The organism is Pseudomonas sp. QC2, from assembly GCF_002859085.1.
GTDB lineage: Bacteria > Pseudomonadota > Gammaproteobacteria > Pseudomonadales > Pseudomonadaceae > Aquipseudomonas > Aquipseudomonas petroselini.
Genome location: NZ_PKKS01000021.1, coordinates 112,734 through 129,936, shown reverse-complemented (window position 1 = coordinate 129,936; position 17,203 = coordinate 112,734). Strand labels below are relative to the sequence as shown.

Sequence of the window (17,203 nt, the reverse complement as noted above, 5' to 3'; positions counted from 1 at the left end):
TCGGGGCGTCAGATAGGGGCGCTGCTGACGACCCTTAGCGCCAACCCTTCATACGCATCCAGCGTGATGGTGAACGCTCCCTCCGCCGTCAAATCCCCCTCGACCCGTTCGTTGATGATGTCCACCACCATCCCCGCAGCGATATCCGGCAGGTGCAGGGTCTCGGTGATCGGCGTGGCGCCGAAGTTCAACGCAGTGATTTGCGTGCCTTTGCCGGCCGGCAATTCGTGGACCATCACCAACAGCCCTGGGTTTTGCACTTCCGGCACCTGGATCTGGCGGCTGGCGGCGATGTCGTAGGCCCGGCGCACCGCGAGGATTTTCTGCAGTTGCGAGGCGAAGGACTCAGGGTCCTGCAATTGGCTGTTGAGGCTGCCATACAAGCTTTTCGAGCGCGGCATATGGCCGGCGGACAATTCTGCGTCCGGGTTCAGGTCCACCAGGTCATAGGCGCCGCGATGAATCCAGCGCGTGTCGCCATCCTGCATCAAATGCTCGACCTCTTCGGCGGCCAGCGGCAGCGCGCCCACCAAGTCCCAGCCCGACAAGGCAAATACCCCAGGCTGCATGGCGTTGTACATCACCAACAGCAAATGGATCTGGCGAATCTGCAGAATATCCGCCGCGGTAATGGCCTCCAGATCCCGAATCCCCAGCGCCGCCGTGATGATGCTGGCGGTGGTGCAGGACACGCCATTGGTCACAAACTTGAGGTTGTAGGGGGCATGTTCGCCGGTCAGGCGTTCGTACATCTGTTCGCGAATGTGCTCGCGCAGGATATTGCCGGGGAAGGTCTGGCCCTGGTACAGGAAGGTGTCATGGGCGTGCAGGGTCCAGAAGTGCACCAACTCCAGGGTCAATTCATCGTGATTCTGCAACGCATGGATCAGCGAACCGGGATCGATGCCCTGGCGGTGCATTTCGCGCAGCATCAGGCGCAGGAACTCGGCGTCGCCCATCAGCAACGCGTGCTGGTATGCAGGGCGGGTGATGAAGTCGTAGGACAGATCGGCACCGCCGTGAGACATGGACGCAATGTCATCCACGGTGAGGTTCAACTCCTGGAAGCTGAAGCCACCGGCTTTGCGAATCGCCCCGCCCAGCAGTTGGTTACCGGTGATCGACAGCGGATGGCTCTCGGACCAGGCCGTGCCGTCCAGCTTGCGTTCCACGCCGAGGAACCCGTTGGCGTCCAGGCGCAGGATCTTCGCCCCCATCACGTCGATAGCATGCAGGGCATCGCCGATGATCATCTGCTGCGCGGCGAAGGTCGGGTCCAACCAATTCAGCGACGGTTGGCCTTCCTTGAAGTAGTGCAGGTAGACCCAGCGGCGCGGCTTGCCATCCACGCCCAGCACCACGTTTGTGGCGCTCCAGTCGGTTTCCTTGACGCCGGGTTCAAAGAAGATTACGCGCTGCAACTGGCCGACGATGTAGTGTTTATCACGCAACGCATCAACCTGGACGGGGCTGAGGTTCTGCGCATCGCGGCCCTCTGCGACGTCAGGAAGCAATGGCCAATCTTCTTCGCGGATCTCCACCATATGGTAAAGGCCGGGATAGTCCTCGTACGCCATCTCGGCCAGGCGAAAATCCGCGCCCTTGCCGGTATGGGACGGGATTACGTCGTCGATGATCACCGCATTGTGCGCCGCCGCCATGCGCGTCAACGCCTGCAATTGCGCTTCGGTGCCCAGTTGCGGGTCGATCTCGAAACTGATGCGGTCGAAATTGCCGTCGATGGTGGGCGTGTGCTCCGAGCCGTTCAGGCCGCCGGACTTTTTCAACGGGCCGTTATGGATGCCTTGAATGCCGACCTTCGACAAGGCATGCCACAGCGCTTCATCCCCCAGCGCCTCCAACACCGTACCGCCTTCACGGGTCACGATCGACGCCGGGTAGGCGGTAAACCACACGGACGACAAGGCCGAGGCATCCCGTGGCCGCGTCTGCGCATAGGGTTGCTGCCACAACCGGCCTTGGCCCGAATAGAGCTTGGCCCGCTGGCGTGCCGCGTGCAGCATCGATTGTTCCACCAGCCAGTTCACATGGTTGTTTTCAGCCGCCGTCATAAGCCTGATACCTGTCGTCGTGAAGCATTACTCGTGAACATATGAGGGTTGTGCGGGCCATTCGTTGCATTGCGCTGGCCGCACTGACACAAAGCGATCACCGTGCGGGCTTGCTGTGGTGAGCAGGCTTGCCCTGCGCCGGGCTGCGAAGCAGCCCCTTGGGTCGGCGGTGAACCCGTCGAGGGACAAGCCCCCCTTACCACAGGCAGCCTGCACACAGTTGGGTGTTCATTAACGCCCCAGCAGGTAGGTGCTCAGGTCTCCCGATACTGCCTTGGCGTAAACCCCGTCGAGGCCTTGAACTGGCGAGTAAAAGCACTGTGATCGGTGTACCCGCACTGCAGCGCCACCTCGGTGATCGGCATGTCGGTGTGCAACAAGCGGTGGGCATGCTCCAACCGCACCTTCTGGATCATCTGCCGGGGCGTGAGGTGGAACACGCGTTTGCAGTAGCGCTCCAGTTGCGCCACGGAAATGCCTGCGATACGCGTCAGCTCACCCAGGGTGACGCGGCGATTGAAGTGCGCACGGATGTGCGCGTCGACGGCCGCCAGGCGTTGGTAGGCCGGATGACTTTCGCTGGCGGTTTGCAGGTCCACCGAGATGCCCGCCAGGCCGATGATGGCGCCCATGTGGTTGTACAGCGGCCACTTGTGGGTGAGGCACCAACCCGGTTCACGGGTGCCATAGAGGTGTAATTCCAGCTGGTCCTCCAGTACAAACCCCTGCTCCAGCACGCGCTGATCCTGTTCGGTGTAACCCGGCCCCAGTTGCGCGGGGAACACTTCAGCACTGGTCTTGCCCAGCAACGGTTGCAGGTGCTTGAGGCCACAGCGCTGCACCAGGGTGTGGTTGGCGAGCACATAACGGGCCTCGGTGTCCTTGATGAAAATCGCCGCATTGGGGATCACATCGAGCATCGGCAGTAACTGCGCCACGCCGGCCAATAGCTGCTCGATGCTGTGGGGCCGATTGGCCTCAGGCCCTTGGCAAAGGGTCGCAAACGCGCTCTGCATCATGACGGTTGATCCCCACTGACGGCCTCGACGCGTAGCAGATTGCCCGATGCCCGAGGCGCTGTCGAGCGGTGCAAACTGTGCTGATTTCGTCATCGTTGTCGGCAAAAAACATCAATCGCGCCGCCGTTCATGAGTTCACTGTAGGGGCACTGCATGCCTATCCAATAACTCACAAGAAGGCGACGCTATGTCAGGTCAAGGCAAGTTCAAGAAGCAACTTTCATTGATGGACCTCACCTTTATCGGGCTGGGCGCCATCTTTGGTTCGGGCTGGTTGTTTGCGGCCAGTCACGTCTCCGCCATTGCAGGTCCTGCGGGCATCATTTCCTGGCTGATCGGTGGTTTCGCGGTGCTGCTGCTGGGCATCGTGTACTGCGAACTGGGCGCCGCATTGCCGCGCGCCGGCGGCGTGGTGCGCTACCCGGTCTACTCCCACGGCCCGCTGCTGGGCTACCTGATGGGTTTTATCACGCTGATTGCGTTCTCCAGCCTGGTGGCCATCGAAGTGGTCGCCTCGCGCCAATACGCTGCAGCGTGGTTTCCCGAGCTGACCAAAGCCGGTTCCAGCGACCCGACCACCCTCGGCTGGCTGGTGCAGTTCGCCCTGCTGTGCCTGTTCTTCATCCTCAATTACCGCAGCGTGAAAACCTTCGCCATCGCCAATAACCTGGTGAGCGTGTTCAAGTTCATTGTGCCGTTGCTGGTGATTGGCGTGCTCTTCACCTTCTTCAAGCCGGCGAATTTCCAGGTGCAGGGTTTCGCGCCGTTTGGTCTGTCAGGCATTGAGATGGCGGTGTCGGCCGGCGGCGTGATTTTCGCCTACCTGGGGCTCACGCCGATCATCTCGGTGGCCAGCGAAGTGAAGAACCCGCAACGCACCATTCCGATTGCGTTGATCCTTTCGGTACTGCTCTCGACCGCCATTTACGTGTTGCTGCAAACCGCGTTCCTCGGTGGCGTGCCCACGGAAATGCTTGCCGATGGCTGGGCCGGAATCAGCAAACAACTGGCGCTGCCCTATCGGGATATCGCCCTGGCGCTGGGCGTGGGTTGGCTGGCGTACCTGGTGGTGGCCGACGCGGTGATCTCCCCCAGCGGCTGCGGCAACATCTACATGAATGCCACCCCACGTGTGGTGTACGGCTGGGCGCAGACAGGCACGTTCTTCAAGATTTTCACGCGTATCGATGAGAAATCCGGCATCCCCCGCCCGGCGCTGTGGCTGACCTTTGGCTTGTCGGTGTTCTGGACCCTGCCGTTCCCGTCCTGGGAAGCGCTGATCAATGTGGTGTCCGCCGCGTTGATCCTCAGCTATGCGGTCGCCCCGGTCACCGTCGCGGCGCTGCGACGCAATGCACCGCAGATGGCGCGGCCGTTCCGGGTCAAGGGCATGGCGGTGCTCGGCCCACTGTCGTTCATCATTGCCGCGCTGATCGTGTATTGGTCGGGCTGGCGTACGGTTTCCTGGCTGCTCGGCCTGCAAATCCTGATGTTCGGGGTGTACCTGCTGTGCGCGCGCTGGGTGCCGACCGCGCACCTCAACCTCAAGCAGCAAGTGCGCTCATCCGCGTGGCTGATCGGCTTCTATGCGGTGACCCTTTTGCTCTCCAAGCTCGGCAGCTTTGGCGGTATCGGCGTACTCGCCCACCCGTTTGACACCCTCGTCGTCGCGGTCTGCGCGCTGGGCATTTACTACTGGGGCGCAGCCACTGGCGTGCCGGCCCATCTGGTGCGCCTGGAACACGAAGCCGATGAAAGCGAAGCGGTCGACGAGCCCCTCGGCCGCGCCCCGTTGACCCCGGCCACCCACTGATTCTGGAGCGTTTTATGAAGCGATTGCATGTGATCGACTCCCACACCGGCGGCGAACCGACGCGCCTGGTGATGGACGGGTTCCCCAAGCTCATCGGCAATACCCTGGTTGAGCAGTTGAATAACCTGCGCAGCGAGCATGATAAATGGCGCCGTGCCTGCATTCTGGAACCGCGTGGTAACGATGTTCTGGTCGGCGCGCTGTACTGCGAGCCGGTCACGCCGGGCGCCATCTGCGGCGTGATCTTCTTCAATAACGCCGGCTACCTGGGCATGTGCGGGCACGGCACGATTGGCCTGGTCGCCTCCTTGCACCACGTGGGTCGCATCGCACCCGGCGTGCATCGCATCGACACGCCTGTCGGCCTGGTAGAAGCAACATTGCACGAAGACGGCGCCGTGACCCTGGGCAACGTGCCCGCCTACCGTCATCGCCGCCAAGTGCCGGTGGAGGTGCCGGGCCACGGGGTGGTGTTGGGCGACATCGCCTGGGGCGGCAACTGGTTTTTCCTGGTGTCCGAACACGGCCAGCGCTTGCAGATGGACAACGTCGATGCCCTCACCGACTACACCTGGGCGATGCTCAAGGCCCTTGAAGACCAAGGTATCCACGGTGCCGACGGCGCGCTGATCGACCATATCGAGCTGTTTGCCGACGACGACCACGCTGACAGCCGCAATTTCGTCATGTGCCCCGGCAAAGCCTACGACCGCTCACCGTGCGGCACCGGCACCAGCGCCAAGCTGGCCTGCCTGGCCGCCGATGGAACACTTGCGCCCGGAGCAACCTGGACACAAGCGAGCATCACCGGCAGCCAATTCGAGGGCCGCTATGAGTGGGACGGCGAACGCGTGCGCCCCTTCATCACCGGCCGCGCCTACATGACCGCCGACAGCACCTTGCTGATCGACGAACAGGACCCTTTCGCCTGGGGCATCTGAGCCCGGGCCACCTTTAACTGAACGATTGCAGGAGTTAGCACAATGAGCGACAACATCTTCACCGGCTGCATCCCCGCCCTGATGACCCCGTGCACGCCCGCGCGTAAGCCGGACTTCGATGCCCTGGTTGCCAAGGGCCGCGAGTTGATCGATATCGGCATGAGCGCCGTGGTGTATTGCGGTTCCATGGGCGACTGGCCGTTGCTCACCGAGGCCGAGCGCCAGGAAGGCGTGGCGCGGCTGGTGGCGGCCGGCGTGCCGACCATCGTCGGTACGGGTGCGGTCAACAGCCGTGAGGCAGTAGCCCACGCGGCCCACGCCGCCAAGGTCGGCGCCCATGGCCTGATGGTGATTCCGCGCGTCATGTCCCGTGGTGCCTCAGCCACCGCGCAAAAAGCGCACTTCTCGGCGATTCTCAAGGCCGCGCCGAACCTGCCGGCCGTGATCTACAACAGTCCGTATTACGGCTTCGCCACCCGCGCCGAGCTGTTCTTCGAACTGCGCCGCGAACACCCGAACCTGATCGGCTTCAAGGAGTTCGGCGGCGGCGCCGACCTGCGCTATGCCGCCGAACACATCACCTCCCAGGACGATAACGTGACCCTGATGGTCGGTGTCGACACCCAGGTGGTGCACGGCTTCGTCAACTGTAACGCCACGGGTGCGATCACCGGCATCGGCAACGCACTGCCACGGGAAGTCCTGCAACTGGTGGCGCTGAGCAAAAAAGCCGCCAAGGGCGACGCCAAGGCGCGCCGCCAGGCGCGTGAACTGGAAGCAGCGCTCGCGGTGCTGTCGTCGTTCGATGAAGGCTGCGACCTGGTGTTGTACTACAAACACCTGATGGTGCTTAACGGCGATAAGGAGTACGCCCTGCACTTCAACGAGACCGATAAGCTCAGCGACGCTCAGCGCCGTTACGCAGAAACGCAGTACGTGCTGTTCCGGCAATGGTACGCCCATTGGTCGGCGGAACAGAACGTCGCCTGAGCCCTTGCGTGCCGCTGCGGCGCTCGCAGCGGCCACCCTCTTTTTTCCAGGACGATTCCATGACTCTGACAGGCAAGATGCTGATCGGTCAGCACGCCACTGGCGGCAATCGCGAGCCCATCCGGGCGATCAATCCCGCCACCGACACAGCCTTGGAGCCGGCCTACCTGGGCGGCGACGGCGAACAGGTCGCACAGGCATGCGCCTTGGCGTGGGCAGCGTTTGATGGGTACCGCGAGACATCGCTGGAAGCGCGCGCAGAGCTGCTTGAAGCCATCGCCGCGCAGATCGAAACATTGGGCGATGAGCTGATCGACCGCGCCGTTGCCGAAACCGGCCTGCCCCGCGCGCGCATTCAAGGCGAACGCGGGCGCACCTGCGGGCAACTGCGCACGTTCGCCCGCACCGTCCGCGCCGGGGAATGGCTGGATGTGCGGGTCGATACCGCGCAACCGCAGCGCCAGCCGCTGCCCCGGCCAGACCTGCGTCAGCGCCACATCGCGTTGGGCCCGGTGGCCGTGTTTGGCGCGAGCAACTTTCCGCTGGCGTTTTCCGTGGCCGGAGGCGACACCGCCTCAGCGTTGGCGGCCGGGTGCCCGGTGATTATCAAGGCCCATGGTGCGCACCCTGGCACCAGCGAACGGGTCGGCCGAGCGGTGGCTCAGGCGGTCAAAGCATGTGGGCTGCCGGAGGGTGTGTTCTCGCTGTTGTGCGGTTCGGGCCGCGAGGTCGGCATTGCGCTGGTCACCGACCCGCGTATCAAGGCCGTCGGCTTTACCGGTTCTCGCAGCGGCGGCCTTGCGCTGATCCAAGCGGCGCAGGCGCGGCCGGAGCCGATTCCGGTGTACGCGGAAATGAGTTCGATCAATCCGGTGTACCTGTTCCCGGCGGCGTTGGCAGCCAGGGCTGAGGCGTTGGCCGAAGGTTTTGTCGCTTCGTTGACCCAAGGCGCCGGGCAATTCTGCACCAACCCGGGACTGGTGATTGGGGTACAAGGGCCCGCTTTGGATCGCTTTATCAAGGCTGCGGGTGAACGGCTGCCGACCTGTGCAGCACAGACCATGCTGACACCAGGGATTGCCAGTGCCTACGCTTCAGGGGTGGCGGCAATGACGGAACACGCCGAGGTCGCCGCCAAGGGGCTGGCGGCAGAAGGTCCTAACCAAGGCCAGGCGCATCTGTTCGTGACGCAGGCACAGGCTTTTTTGGCCAATGAACACCTGCAAGCCGAGGTCTTTGGCGCGGCCTCCTTGATGGTCGTCTGCGCCGATGCCGAGGAAGTCCGCCAGGTTTCCGAGCATCTCGAAGGCCAACTCACGGCCACTCTGCACCTGGACGAAACCGATTTGCCAGACGCCAAGGCCCTGTTGCCAGTGCTTGAGCGCAAGGCCGGCCGCCTGCTGGTCAACGGCTGGCCGACCGGCGTGGAAGTGGGTGATGCCATGGTCCACGGCGGCCCCTTCCCAGCCACCTCGGATTCGCGCAGCACGTCGGTGGGCACGGCGGCGATCCAGCGTTTTTTACGCCCCGTGTGTTATCAGGATTTCCCCGATGCGTTGCTGCCCGCCGCGCTCCAGCACGGCAACCCTTTGCTGCTGCGACGCTTGCTTGACGGCCAGAGGGAGGCATAGGCGATGTCCGATCCCGATATCGTAGTGGTCGGCGCCGGTATTATCGGCGTCGCCTGCGCCCTGCAACTGGCTCGCCTCGGTCGGCACGTGGTGGTGGTTGACCAGCAAGCACCCGGCAGGGGCGCCTCCTATGGCAACGCCGGGCACTTGGCCACCGAACAGGTGTTCCCGATTGCCGACGTGTCGATCCTCAAGCGCTTGCCCGGCATGCTGCTGGACCCCATGGGCCCGTTGCGCCTGGATTGGAAATACCTGCCTCGCGCCCTGCCCTGGTTCCTGCGCCTGCTGTGGAACCTGCGTCCGGCGAGCTATCAGCGCACGGTCGCGGGTATACGCACGCTCAATGAAGGCAGCCTGGGCGCCTGGCAGCGCTTGCTGCACAGCATCGGGCGCCCACAGTTGCTGCGCGAGGATGGCTCGCTGTTGGTGTTTGAACAGGCCGACTCACGCCCGGCCCTCGAGGCCCTGCAACGGCGCATGCAGCAACAGCAAGTGCCCGTGGCGTTCTGGTCTGGCGATGCCATTCGCCAGGCCGCGCCGCAACTGAGCGAGCACCTCCAGGGCGGGCTGTTTTTCCCCGGCACCGGGCACTTTATCGACCCTTACCACGTGGTGTGCGAACTGGTCCAGGCCGCCAAGGCCCAGGGCGTGCAATTCCTCCAGCGCGAGGTGAAAGACGCACGCCTTGAGGAACATGGCGTCTCACTGACCACCGATCAGGGCCCCTTGAGCGCCCGCCAGGTACTCATCGCCTGCGGCGCCCACTCGGCCAAACTCACCGCCGCGCTCACCGGCAAAAAAATCCCGCTGGACACAGAACGCGGCTACCACCTGATGCTGCCCCACGAGCAGCATCGCCTGCCATTCGCCGTCACCTCCCTGGAGCGCAAATTCATCATGACCCCCATGACCGACGGCCTGCGCCTGGCCGGCACCGTCGAATTCGCCGGCCTCGACCGCCCGCCGAACATGCAACGCGCCTGGCAACTGCATCGGCTGAGCAAGGGGTTGTTCCGCGATGATTTGAGTGCACGGGATGCCACCCCGTGGATGGGGTTTCGGCCGTCGTTACCGGATTCGCTGCCGATTATTGATCGGGTGTGTGAAGGGAAAGTGTTGCTTGCGTTTGGGCATCAGCATTTGGGGCTGACGCAGGCGGCGGTGACGGCGGAGATGGTGCGAGAGTTGGCGGGTAAGGATCAAGTGCAGTCACTCACGCCTTATCGCCTGGACCGATTCTGACAACAGCACACGCAGCCTATGTAGTGAGCGGGCTTGCCCCGCGCCGGGCTGCGCAGCAGCCCCAAAACCAGACGGTGAGGAGCATCTGACACACCGTATTTTGTATTGATTGGGGCTGCTGCGCAGCCCGGCGCGGGGCAAGCCCGCTCACCACAGGAGGAATCGAGTGCAATCACTTCACCAACCGCTTCTCCTTGGAGGGGCGATATCCGAAATACGAGCTATAGCACTTGCTGAAATGACTCGGCGAAACAAACCCGCACGCCACCAACACCTCCACCTGTGACAGCTCGGTGTGCTGCAACAGCCGCCGCGCTTCGGTTACGCGCAGTTCCATGTAGTAGCGCTGCGGTGTGGTGCCCAGTTGTTCCTTGAAAAGGCGCTCCAGCTGGCGCCGGGAGCGGCCGGCGTACACGGCCAGTTGGTCCAGTTCCAAGGGTTCTTCGAGGTTGGCGTCCATCAGCTTCACCACCTCACGCAGGGGCGCACTGACGCTGACGTTTTCGGTGGGTTTGATCCGCCGGTAACGTGACTCTTCGAAAGCCAGGATGTCTTCGATGCCTTCGACCAGTGCCTTGTCGTGCAGCCCCTTGATCCAGTCCAACGCCATGTGGAACGCGCCGGAGGGGCTTGAAGCCGTGAGGCGGTCGCGGTCGATCACGTAGGGTTCGCTGGTCACGTGCGCAGCCTTGGACACTTCGGCCAGGGCTGGGCGGTGTTCAGGGTGGATGGCGCAGCGATAGCCTTGCAACAAGCCGGCGCGGCCGAGGAACCAGGCGCCATTCCACAGACCGGCGAGGCCGATACCGTGCTCGGCGGCGGTACGCAGCAGGTGGATGAGGTCTTCACTGGCCTTGAGTTCAGTACGGAAACCGCCGCAGACCACCAACAGTTCCAGGTCTTGCAGGGCCGCCCCATCAAGGCGCGCGTCGGGGCGGATTACCAGGCCCAGGTCGCTGATGACTTCGCCATCGTCCAAACCGAAGGTGCGCGAGGCGAACAGTTCGGGGCGCAGCAGGTTGGCGGTAACCACCGTGTCGAGGGTCTGGGTAAATGCGGGCAAGGAGAAGTGTTCGAGCAACAGGAAGCCAACGCGAGTGACCGAGGCCGGCTGCTGGGTTTCATTGAGGTAGCGCAGGTTTTTGCCTTTCATGCCACCGCTGAATTGACGTCTTTCCATCGAGGGTTTGCCCACTCTTATTGTTGATGCAATGTGCACCATCTTAGGGGCAAACACGTGAGTTGTCTCAGGCGCTGATCTTGAGCAAACCGCAACCGCATCAAGCCCGCAGCAGAACAGTGGCAACGGCATCTGATACGGTTTTTTCTTCGCTATCTGCGTCTGTATCGAAACACTGTTTGGGCGGACAATAGCGCCATTCCTACCCCCTTCCCTTCGGAGGCCTTATGACCAAGATGGCACTTTTCCTGTTCGGCTTTTTGGTGTTGACCATCGGCATCGGCCTGCTGGCGACCATCTCCCCCGTGTGACGCTCAACCGGCAAACAACATCGGGTACAGCGACAGCACCAGCAGCCCCGCCATCGACACATTGAAGACCCTCAGCCAGCGCGGCTCACGCAACACGTTGCGCAAGCCGCTGCCACACCCGACCCACACACACACGCTGGGCAAGTTGACCACGGCGAACACCAGTGCAATCACCAGCACATTGGTGACGTAGCCTTCGGCCGGGGTATAGGTGGTGATAGCACCCAACGCCATGATCCACGCCTTGGGGTTCACCCACTGGAACGCCGCCGCGCCGAGGAACGTCATCGGCTTGCCCTGCGCATCATCGCTGTCGGACATACCGCCCGCCGTCGCGATCTTCCACGCCAGGTACAACAGGTACGCCGCGCCGACGTAGCGCAACACCGTGTACGCCCATGGGAACAGCTTGAACACCTCGCCCAACCCCAGGCCCACCGAGATCACCAGCAGCATGAACCCCATACTGATCCCCAGCGCATGAGGCATCGACCGGCGGAACCCGAAGTTCACGCCAGAGGCGAGCAGCATGGTGTTATTGGGGCCTGGCGTGATCGAGGACACGAAGGCGAACAGTACAAAGGCTGACAACAGGCTGGTAGACATGAACATGACGCGGCATCCGAACACAGGTGATAGGCCTGTGACAGTAAAGGCTTATGGACCGCCCTGACCCGTACAGCCACAGTACGATTAAGGCATACACTTTTTTGCCAAAGCTTTCACAAACCTTTCACAGATGGGCGCCTATGGTGAATCCAGCTCCTAATGAACATCCTTTTAGCCCGCGCTCCCCACGCGGGCTTTTCTTTGCCTGGGATTTGTCACGCTGGAATAAACGCCTCGGCCCAAACTGCGATTGGCAGGCAAAAAAAGGGCAAGCCATTCGTCATGGCTTGCCGCTATTTTTGCCTGTCCGTTAACGCGGACCGCCACCACCGCCTGGGCCACCTGGGCCACCGCCCTGACCATGCCCGCCACCATGACCACCACCGCCACCTCCCGGTGGCATGAATATCCAGCAGCCCGACAAGGTCGACAACAACGCGACAACCACAGCCGCCTTGGTTAGATAACTCAACTTCATGACCACACTCTCTTACTTGACGAGATTAACTTCTCGCTGGATATGACAGTACGAACCGCAAGGCGTCACGGCTATCGTGTAACGCGATGGTAGGGTTTGTATGCGTGACGGTACAACGTGAAGACCGTTGCAGGGTTGCCTCAGCCCTTTGCGCAGACCTGGCAACCGTGAGGTCGAGTCAAGGTACGCAAATCAACTACCATGAGCCTTCATTCATGGAAACGATTTCCACCAGACTCGCCGGGGCCCACTCATGAGAGACCTACCGCCAACCGCTACGCTGCGCGCTTTCGAAGTTGCCACCCGGCACGCGACCTTCACCTCGGCTTCAGAGGAGTTGCATGTAACCCAGAGCGCCGTCAGTCATCAGTTGAAGCACCTCGAAGACCTCTGGGGCCTGCAGCTGTTCCAGCGTGGCAAGTCGTTGCGGTTGACCCCCGCCGGTGCGGCGCTGGCGCCCATCGTGCGCGAGTTTTTCATGAACCTGGAGGCCACACTGTCTGACCTCAGGGAACAAAAAGGCAGGGTCCGGCTCAAGGTCAGCGCCACCTACTCCTTCGCCCTGAAATGGTTGCTCCCGAGGTTGCCGAGCTTGTCGCAACAGCATCCGGAGATTCTGATCACGCTGGAGACCAGCGACAAAGCAATCACGTTTTCCAGCGCAGATTCAGACGTGGCGATCCGCCTGGGCAATGGTAATTACCCCGGCCTGCACTCGGAGTTCATGCTCAGGGAGCAGATATTTCCGGTGGCCAGCCCTGACCTGCTCAACCGCTTTGGCACCCCGCAGGAGCCCGCCGAGCTGTTGCGTTACCCGCTGCTGACGCGCGACGGCGCAGACTTGGTGCCCAAATGGGAAGCCTGGTTTGAACACGTCGGCGTCGGGAGTTGCGCGCTCAACGAAAGCGTCAGGTTTGCTGATACCAACATGACCATTGAGGCGGCATTACTGGGCCATGGGATTGCCTTGGCCCGTAGCGGCCACGTCGAAGCTGAAATCAACGACGGCCGCCTGGTGAGGCTGTTTGAGGTGCCGTTCGCTTCACCGGTCGCCTACTTTTTTGTCTGTCCCAAAGGGATCGAATCCCAGCCTCACATCATCAGTTTCCGTCACTGGCTGCTGGCCGAATCAGTCCAAGCCCAGCAGCGCTATCGATAAAGCATGAATAATCACTCATGCCAGGATGAACGGACTTCGCTTTCAGGCACGCCATAATGTTACTTAATATGGCGCATGCCTTTTCCTATCGTTCTACTCATCCTCTTCGCCGCGCTCCTGCATGCCAGCTGGAACGCGCTGTTGCGCGCCGGCACCGACCGGCTGTGGTCAATGACCGTAATGTGCCTGGCGGTGGCCGTCGCCAGCACGGTCATTGCCTTGTTCCTCACGCCGCCCGCCGCCGCCAGTTGGCCGTACGCGGTCCTGTCGGGCGTGTTGCACGTCGGTTACAACCTGTTCCTGGTGCGCAGCTACAAAGTCGGCGACCTTGGGCAAACCTACCCGATTGCCCGTGGTTCCTCGCCCATTCTGATCACCCTGTTCGCCTTCGCATTCGCCGAGGAGACGGTCAGCGCAGGCGCGCTGATAGGCATCGTATTGGTGTCAGGTGGCATCATTTCACTGGCCTTCAAACAGCGCAGACTGGCCGTCCCCAGCCTGCCTTACGCCTTGGGCACGGGCGTTTTCATTGCGGCCTACAGCGTGACGGACGGCATCGGCGCAAGGCTGTCCGACGCGCCGTTGGCCTATACCGCGTGGATGTGTGCGCTCTGGGGCATCATGATGCCCCTGGTTTACGTTGGCCTGCGCGGCACGCGCAGCCTGCTCACGCCGCGCCCAGGCTGCATCACGGCCTTCCTGGGTGGGCTGGTCTCCCTGCTGGCCTATGGCATCGTTATCTATGCCATGTCAGAGGCGCCGATGGGCGCCGTGTCGGCGTTGCGCGAAACCAGCGTAGTGTTCGCGGCATTGATCGGTTATTACTTCCTGGGCGAGTCACTGACTGTCCGAAAAGTCCTCGCGTGCGTGGTCATTGCGACCGGCACGATCCTTATCGGCTGAACCCTCAGCCCTCCTAAAAGGCGCAAGCAATGGATACTGTCTCTTCAGCCCCCCTCATTTTGATCACAGGCGGCAGCCGAGGTGTCGGCGCGGCAACGGCGCGGCTGGCGGCTGCGCAAGGCTACGACGTGGCAATCAGCTTCATCAGCAACGAGGCCGCCGCCCTCGGCGTGGTGGCCGATGTGCAAGCCTTGGGACGACGCGCCCTGGCCATTCGCGCCGACAGTGCAGACCCAGAACAGGTCGCCCACCTGTTCGCCGCCATTGACGAGACGTTTGGACGTATCGACGTGCTGGTTAACAACGCCGCCATCATTGCGCTTCAATCGCGCTTCGAAGACCTCGACTTCGCCCGTATGCAACGCATTTTCGCAATCAATGCCATCGGCACGATGCTGTGCGCACAGCAGGCCGTGAAACGCATGTCGCTGCGCCACAACGGCAAGGGCGGCAGCGTGATCAACGTGTCCTCGGGCGCCGCCCGGCTTGGCAGCCCGAACGAATATGTCGACTACGCCGCCTCTAAGGGTGCTCTGGAGACGTTCACCATCGGGCTGTCCAAGGAAGTCGCGCGCGAAGGCATACGCGTCAACTGCGTACGCCCGGGGCACATCTACACCGACATGCACGCCAGCGGCGGCGAACCTGGCCGTGTGGATCGCGTCAAGGACAGCATTCCAATGGGCCGGGGCGGAGAACCCGAAGAAGTGGCGCGGGCCGTGCTTTGGCTGGCCAGCTCAGAGGCGTCGTTTATCACCGGGACCTTTCTGGATGTAACTGGGGGGAAGTAACCTGTAACACGGGTGTCGGACAGAGATTGATGGGGGAATAGATGGACGATTTGATACAAGGGCTCGATGGGCCCAGGACTGCACAGCAGGAATTGTTCTACGACCTGGAAGATGCGGCGGCGGTGATTGGGTGGTCGGTGGTTGAATTGACAGCGATGGCGGGTAGCGGCAGAACGCCGGATAAGGCCGTGGCGTTGATGAAAATATGCGCGTTGTTGGCCACGCAGCAGAAAAAAATGGCGGTGTATGCGAGTGAGGTTAAGGACCAGCGGATCGTCAGGTCTGAGGGCATGTAAGCGCGCGGTCACACACTCAAGCAGGGCATTTACGGATGCCATTTCCGTTGGAAGAAGGAATAGCGTTATTCCTGCTCAAGTGCGTGGAGCACAGCGCTGAAGGCGATAACTGAAATCTGCCAGCATGGCCTGATAAAGCAGCACACTTAGCACTCGCCAGTAGGTGCTGCTTATCGATTCATACAGCCGAGTTGATCCACTCCGGATGGACATTCATCAGGTTTCCAGGCGACTTTTTAACACCATTGCAACACACCCACCCGTTATATAAATACAACCCAGGGTACTTGATAAAACTCACCGGCTTCACCGTCAGATACGCCGCATTGGTCCAACTTCCATACGCATAGAGATAGCTTGAATTTGTATAGGAAAGATACTCAGCGGTGCCCACGGTGACAATATACCAATTACCCTCTCCATAATTCACCACCAGAAACAGAGACGCTTGTGTAATGTCCTCCGTGGTTTTTACATAACCTTCGACCATCTTAAGATACGTGTTGGGCACGGTCGAAAAATCTTTCAGGCGAGCCAACTGAGACGGCGGCACCGCCGCCTTATTGGAGCGTTCACCTGCTTGCGGCTTTGCTTCGGGTTTTCCTGTTCCCTCTGGCGATTGCAATCCGGTCGACATGTTGAAGTCCTTTCAGGAAGAGTCAGTATTTCGATGACGTACGGGAGAAGAATTAAAGAGCGTTTGACTTACAGCCCTCGTCCATTCCTCGTCGCCTACGTCAGTCCTTGCCTATGCCGGTTGCAAACGCGGCACACTGCAGAGAAATAGTGATCAACCCTTTTCTCGTCCGATACTGTCAACGTTCACAGTACGCTAGACAGTTTCGCGATGAATAAGTACGTTAAAAGTACAAAAACGCCCAGACAATTAAAAACCCCGTACACGCTAATCCAGGGCTTTTCCGCAAGTGGCGGCCAAGGTAGAAATCGAACCGCCACAGGCAGACATGCAACTCAACGTTTTAAATCTACAAATCAATCAGTGTCCTCTTGGCTGTTCCTTGGCTGCTTTTCCTCACCCAACGGCAACGACGCCACGATCTCAGCACGGCACGTTTCGAGTATTTCATCCGCCAGAGCAGAGTCATCCGGGCACGCCCGCGACAACATCACTGCGCCGATTGCATGCGCCAGCAGGTCGATCATTTTTGCGCGGACGTCTTGCTTCGTCGTATCCGGACCCGCCGGGTAATTTTCCTCGAGTGCTGCGAGGGTGCTCTCTACGCCGCTGGCGAAGGTCGCCTTTAACTCATCTGACTGGCGGGCAGCATCGCCACACAGCGCCGCCATGGTGCACCCGCCGCTCCTGCCGTCTCTGTGCTCGCGCGACACATACATGTTGACGAACCCCGTAACGTCGAGGTGGCAGGTATTGGCCAGGGATTGCGAAAGGCTGTTTTCAGCGGCCTCGGCCATCAAGTCTGCTTTGGAACCGAAGTGTTTGTAGAACCCGCCCTGGGTAAAACCGGCAGTCGCCATCAGCTCTGCCACCCCGACGCCATCGTAGCCACGCTCACGAAACAGCGCTGACGCCGTCTCCACAATATGAGCCCGGTTGGCGATGGATTGCGTTTTGGTGATCTTCATTTTGCGCTCCTGTGCCTCCTGAACAATGGCCTGACTATACTCTGATGTCAGTCATAATCAAAAACGTTGACATCTTTGATTATGATCGACATCATAAATTCCGTACTGCAAGCCTCTGCCACTACGGCGCAGGTCGCCGTCATTGATCAACGAGTATGGAATC

Annotated in this window: 15 protein-coding genes; 9 read left to right on the top strand and 6 right to left on the bottom strand. The window is 61.1% G+C overall.

All coding sequences use genetic code 11. The annotated features are described in order from the left end of the window. Positions 1–8: 8 nt before the first annotated feature. Both treS and QCBJ_RS19705 read right to left on the bottom strand, forming a co-directional pair. The gene (treS, locus tag QCBJ_RS19710; RefSeq protein ID WP_102061398.1) at positions 9–2,072 is read right to left on the bottom strand and encodes a maltose alpha-D-glucosyltransferase; all 2,064 of its coding nucleotides are present in this window, start codon (positions 2,070–2,072) and stop codon (positions 9–11) included. 254 nt (positions 2,073–2,326) lie between these two features. Beyond that, a complete protein-coding gene (locus QCBJ_RS19705) occupies positions 2,327–3,091 on the bottom strand; it encodes an AraC family transcriptional regulator (RefSeq protein WP_012724483.1) in 765 nt (254 codons plus the stop codon). A 187-nt stretch (positions 3,092–3,278) separates the two neighbouring features. Between QCBJ_RS19705 and QCBJ_RS19700 the strand changes: the two genes are divergently transcribed. Genes QCBJ_RS19700 through QCBJ_RS19680 form a run of 5 tightly spaced genes read left to right on the top strand, consistent with a single transcriptional unit; the run spans position 3,279 to position 9,708 of the window. Next, positions 3,279–4,904: an APC family permease gene (locus tag QCBJ_RS19700; RefSeq protein WP_102061397.1), complete on the top strand. Its 1,626-nt coding sequence runs from the start codon at positions 3,279–3,281 to the stop codon at positions 4,902–4,904. 14 nt (positions 4,905–4,918) lie between these two features. Then, positions 4,919–5,845, top strand: a complete 927-nt coding sequence (locus tag QCBJ_RS19695; protein ID WP_102061396.1) for a 4-hydroxyproline epimerase — start codon at positions 4,919–4,921, stop codon at positions 5,843–5,845. Between the two features lie 42 nt (positions 5,846–5,887). Next, on the top strand, positions 5,888–6,835 hold the full coding sequence (locus QCBJ_RS19690; protein ID WP_046036132.1) for a dihydrodipicolinate synthase family protein: 948 nt from the start codon (positions 5,888–5,890) through the stop codon (positions 6,833–6,835). A 59-nt stretch (positions 6,836–6,894) separates the two neighbouring features. Further along, positions 6,895–8,466 carry an aldehyde dehydrogenase (NADP(+)) gene (locus tag QCBJ_RS19685; RefSeq protein ID WP_102061395.1) on the top strand — a complete coding sequence of 524 codons (1,572 nt, stop codon included), beginning with the start codon at positions 6,895–6,897 and terminating at the stop codon, positions 8,464–8,466. 3 nt (positions 8,467–8,469) lie between these two features. Further along, on the top strand, positions 8,470–9,708 hold the full coding sequence (locus tag QCBJ_RS19680) for an FAD-binding oxidoreductase (RefSeq protein ID WP_102061394.1): 1,239 nt from the start codon (positions 8,470–8,472) through the stop codon (positions 9,706–9,708). A 172-nt stretch (positions 9,709–9,880) separates the two neighbouring features. Here the strand turns inward: QCBJ_RS19680 and QCBJ_RS19675 are convergent, their stop codons facing one another. Both QCBJ_RS19675 and QCBJ_RS19670 read right to left on the bottom strand, forming a co-directional pair. After that, entirely contained in the window at positions 9,881–10,861 is a 981-nt protein-coding gene (locus QCBJ_RS19675; RefSeq protein ID WP_043205407.1) for a GlxA family transcriptional regulator, read from the bottom strand. 341 nt (positions 10,862–11,202) lie between these two features. Then, positions 11,203–11,811: a LysE family translocator gene (locus tag QCBJ_RS19670; protein WP_043205408.1), complete on the bottom strand. Its 609-nt coding sequence runs from the start codon at positions 11,809–11,811 to the stop codon at positions 11,203–11,205. Between the two features lie 728 nt (positions 11,812–12,539). Between QCBJ_RS19670 and gcvA the strand changes: the two genes are divergently transcribed. From gcvA to QCBJ_RS19650, 4 genes are all read left to right on the top strand, one after another. Next, positions 12,540–13,445, top strand: coding sequence for a transcriptional regulator GcvA (gene gcvA, locus QCBJ_RS19665; protein WP_012724491.1), 906 nt, complete (start codon positions 12,540–12,542; stop codon positions 13,443–13,445). A gap of 75 nt (positions 13,446–13,520) precedes the next feature. Further along, on the top strand, positions 13,521–14,348 hold the full coding sequence (locus tag QCBJ_RS19660) for a DMT family transporter (protein ID WP_102061393.1): 828 nt from the start codon (positions 13,521–13,523) through the stop codon (positions 14,346–14,348). Between the two features lie 29 nt (positions 14,349–14,377). Further along, positions 14,378–15,139, top strand: coding sequence for an SDR family oxidoreductase (locus QCBJ_RS19655; RefSeq protein WP_102061392.1), 762 nt, complete (start codon positions 14,378–14,380; stop codon positions 15,137–15,139). 41 nt (positions 15,140–15,180) lie between these two features. Then, positions 15,181–15,435, top strand: coding sequence for a hypothetical protein (locus tag QCBJ_RS19650; protein WP_102061391.1), 255 nt, complete (start codon positions 15,181–15,183; stop codon positions 15,433–15,435). A gap of 178 nt (positions 15,436–15,613) precedes the next feature. Here QCBJ_RS19650 and QCBJ_RS19645 read toward each other — a convergent pair whose 3' ends face one another. Both QCBJ_RS19645 and QCBJ_RS19640 read right to left on the bottom strand, forming a co-directional pair. Then, positions 15,614–16,072 (bottom strand): hypothetical protein, encoded by a 459-nt coding sequence (locus QCBJ_RS19645; RefSeq protein ID WP_102061390.1) that lies wholly within the window; start codon positions 16,070–16,072, stop codon positions 15,614–15,616. A gap of 356 nt (positions 16,073–16,428) precedes the next feature. Next, complete coding sequence (locus QCBJ_RS19640) at positions 16,429–17,040, bottom strand: TetR/AcrR family transcriptional regulator (protein ID WP_093545820.1); 612 nt, start codon at positions 17,038–17,040, stop codon at positions 16,429–16,431. Positions 17,041–17,203: the final 163 nt, after the last annotated feature.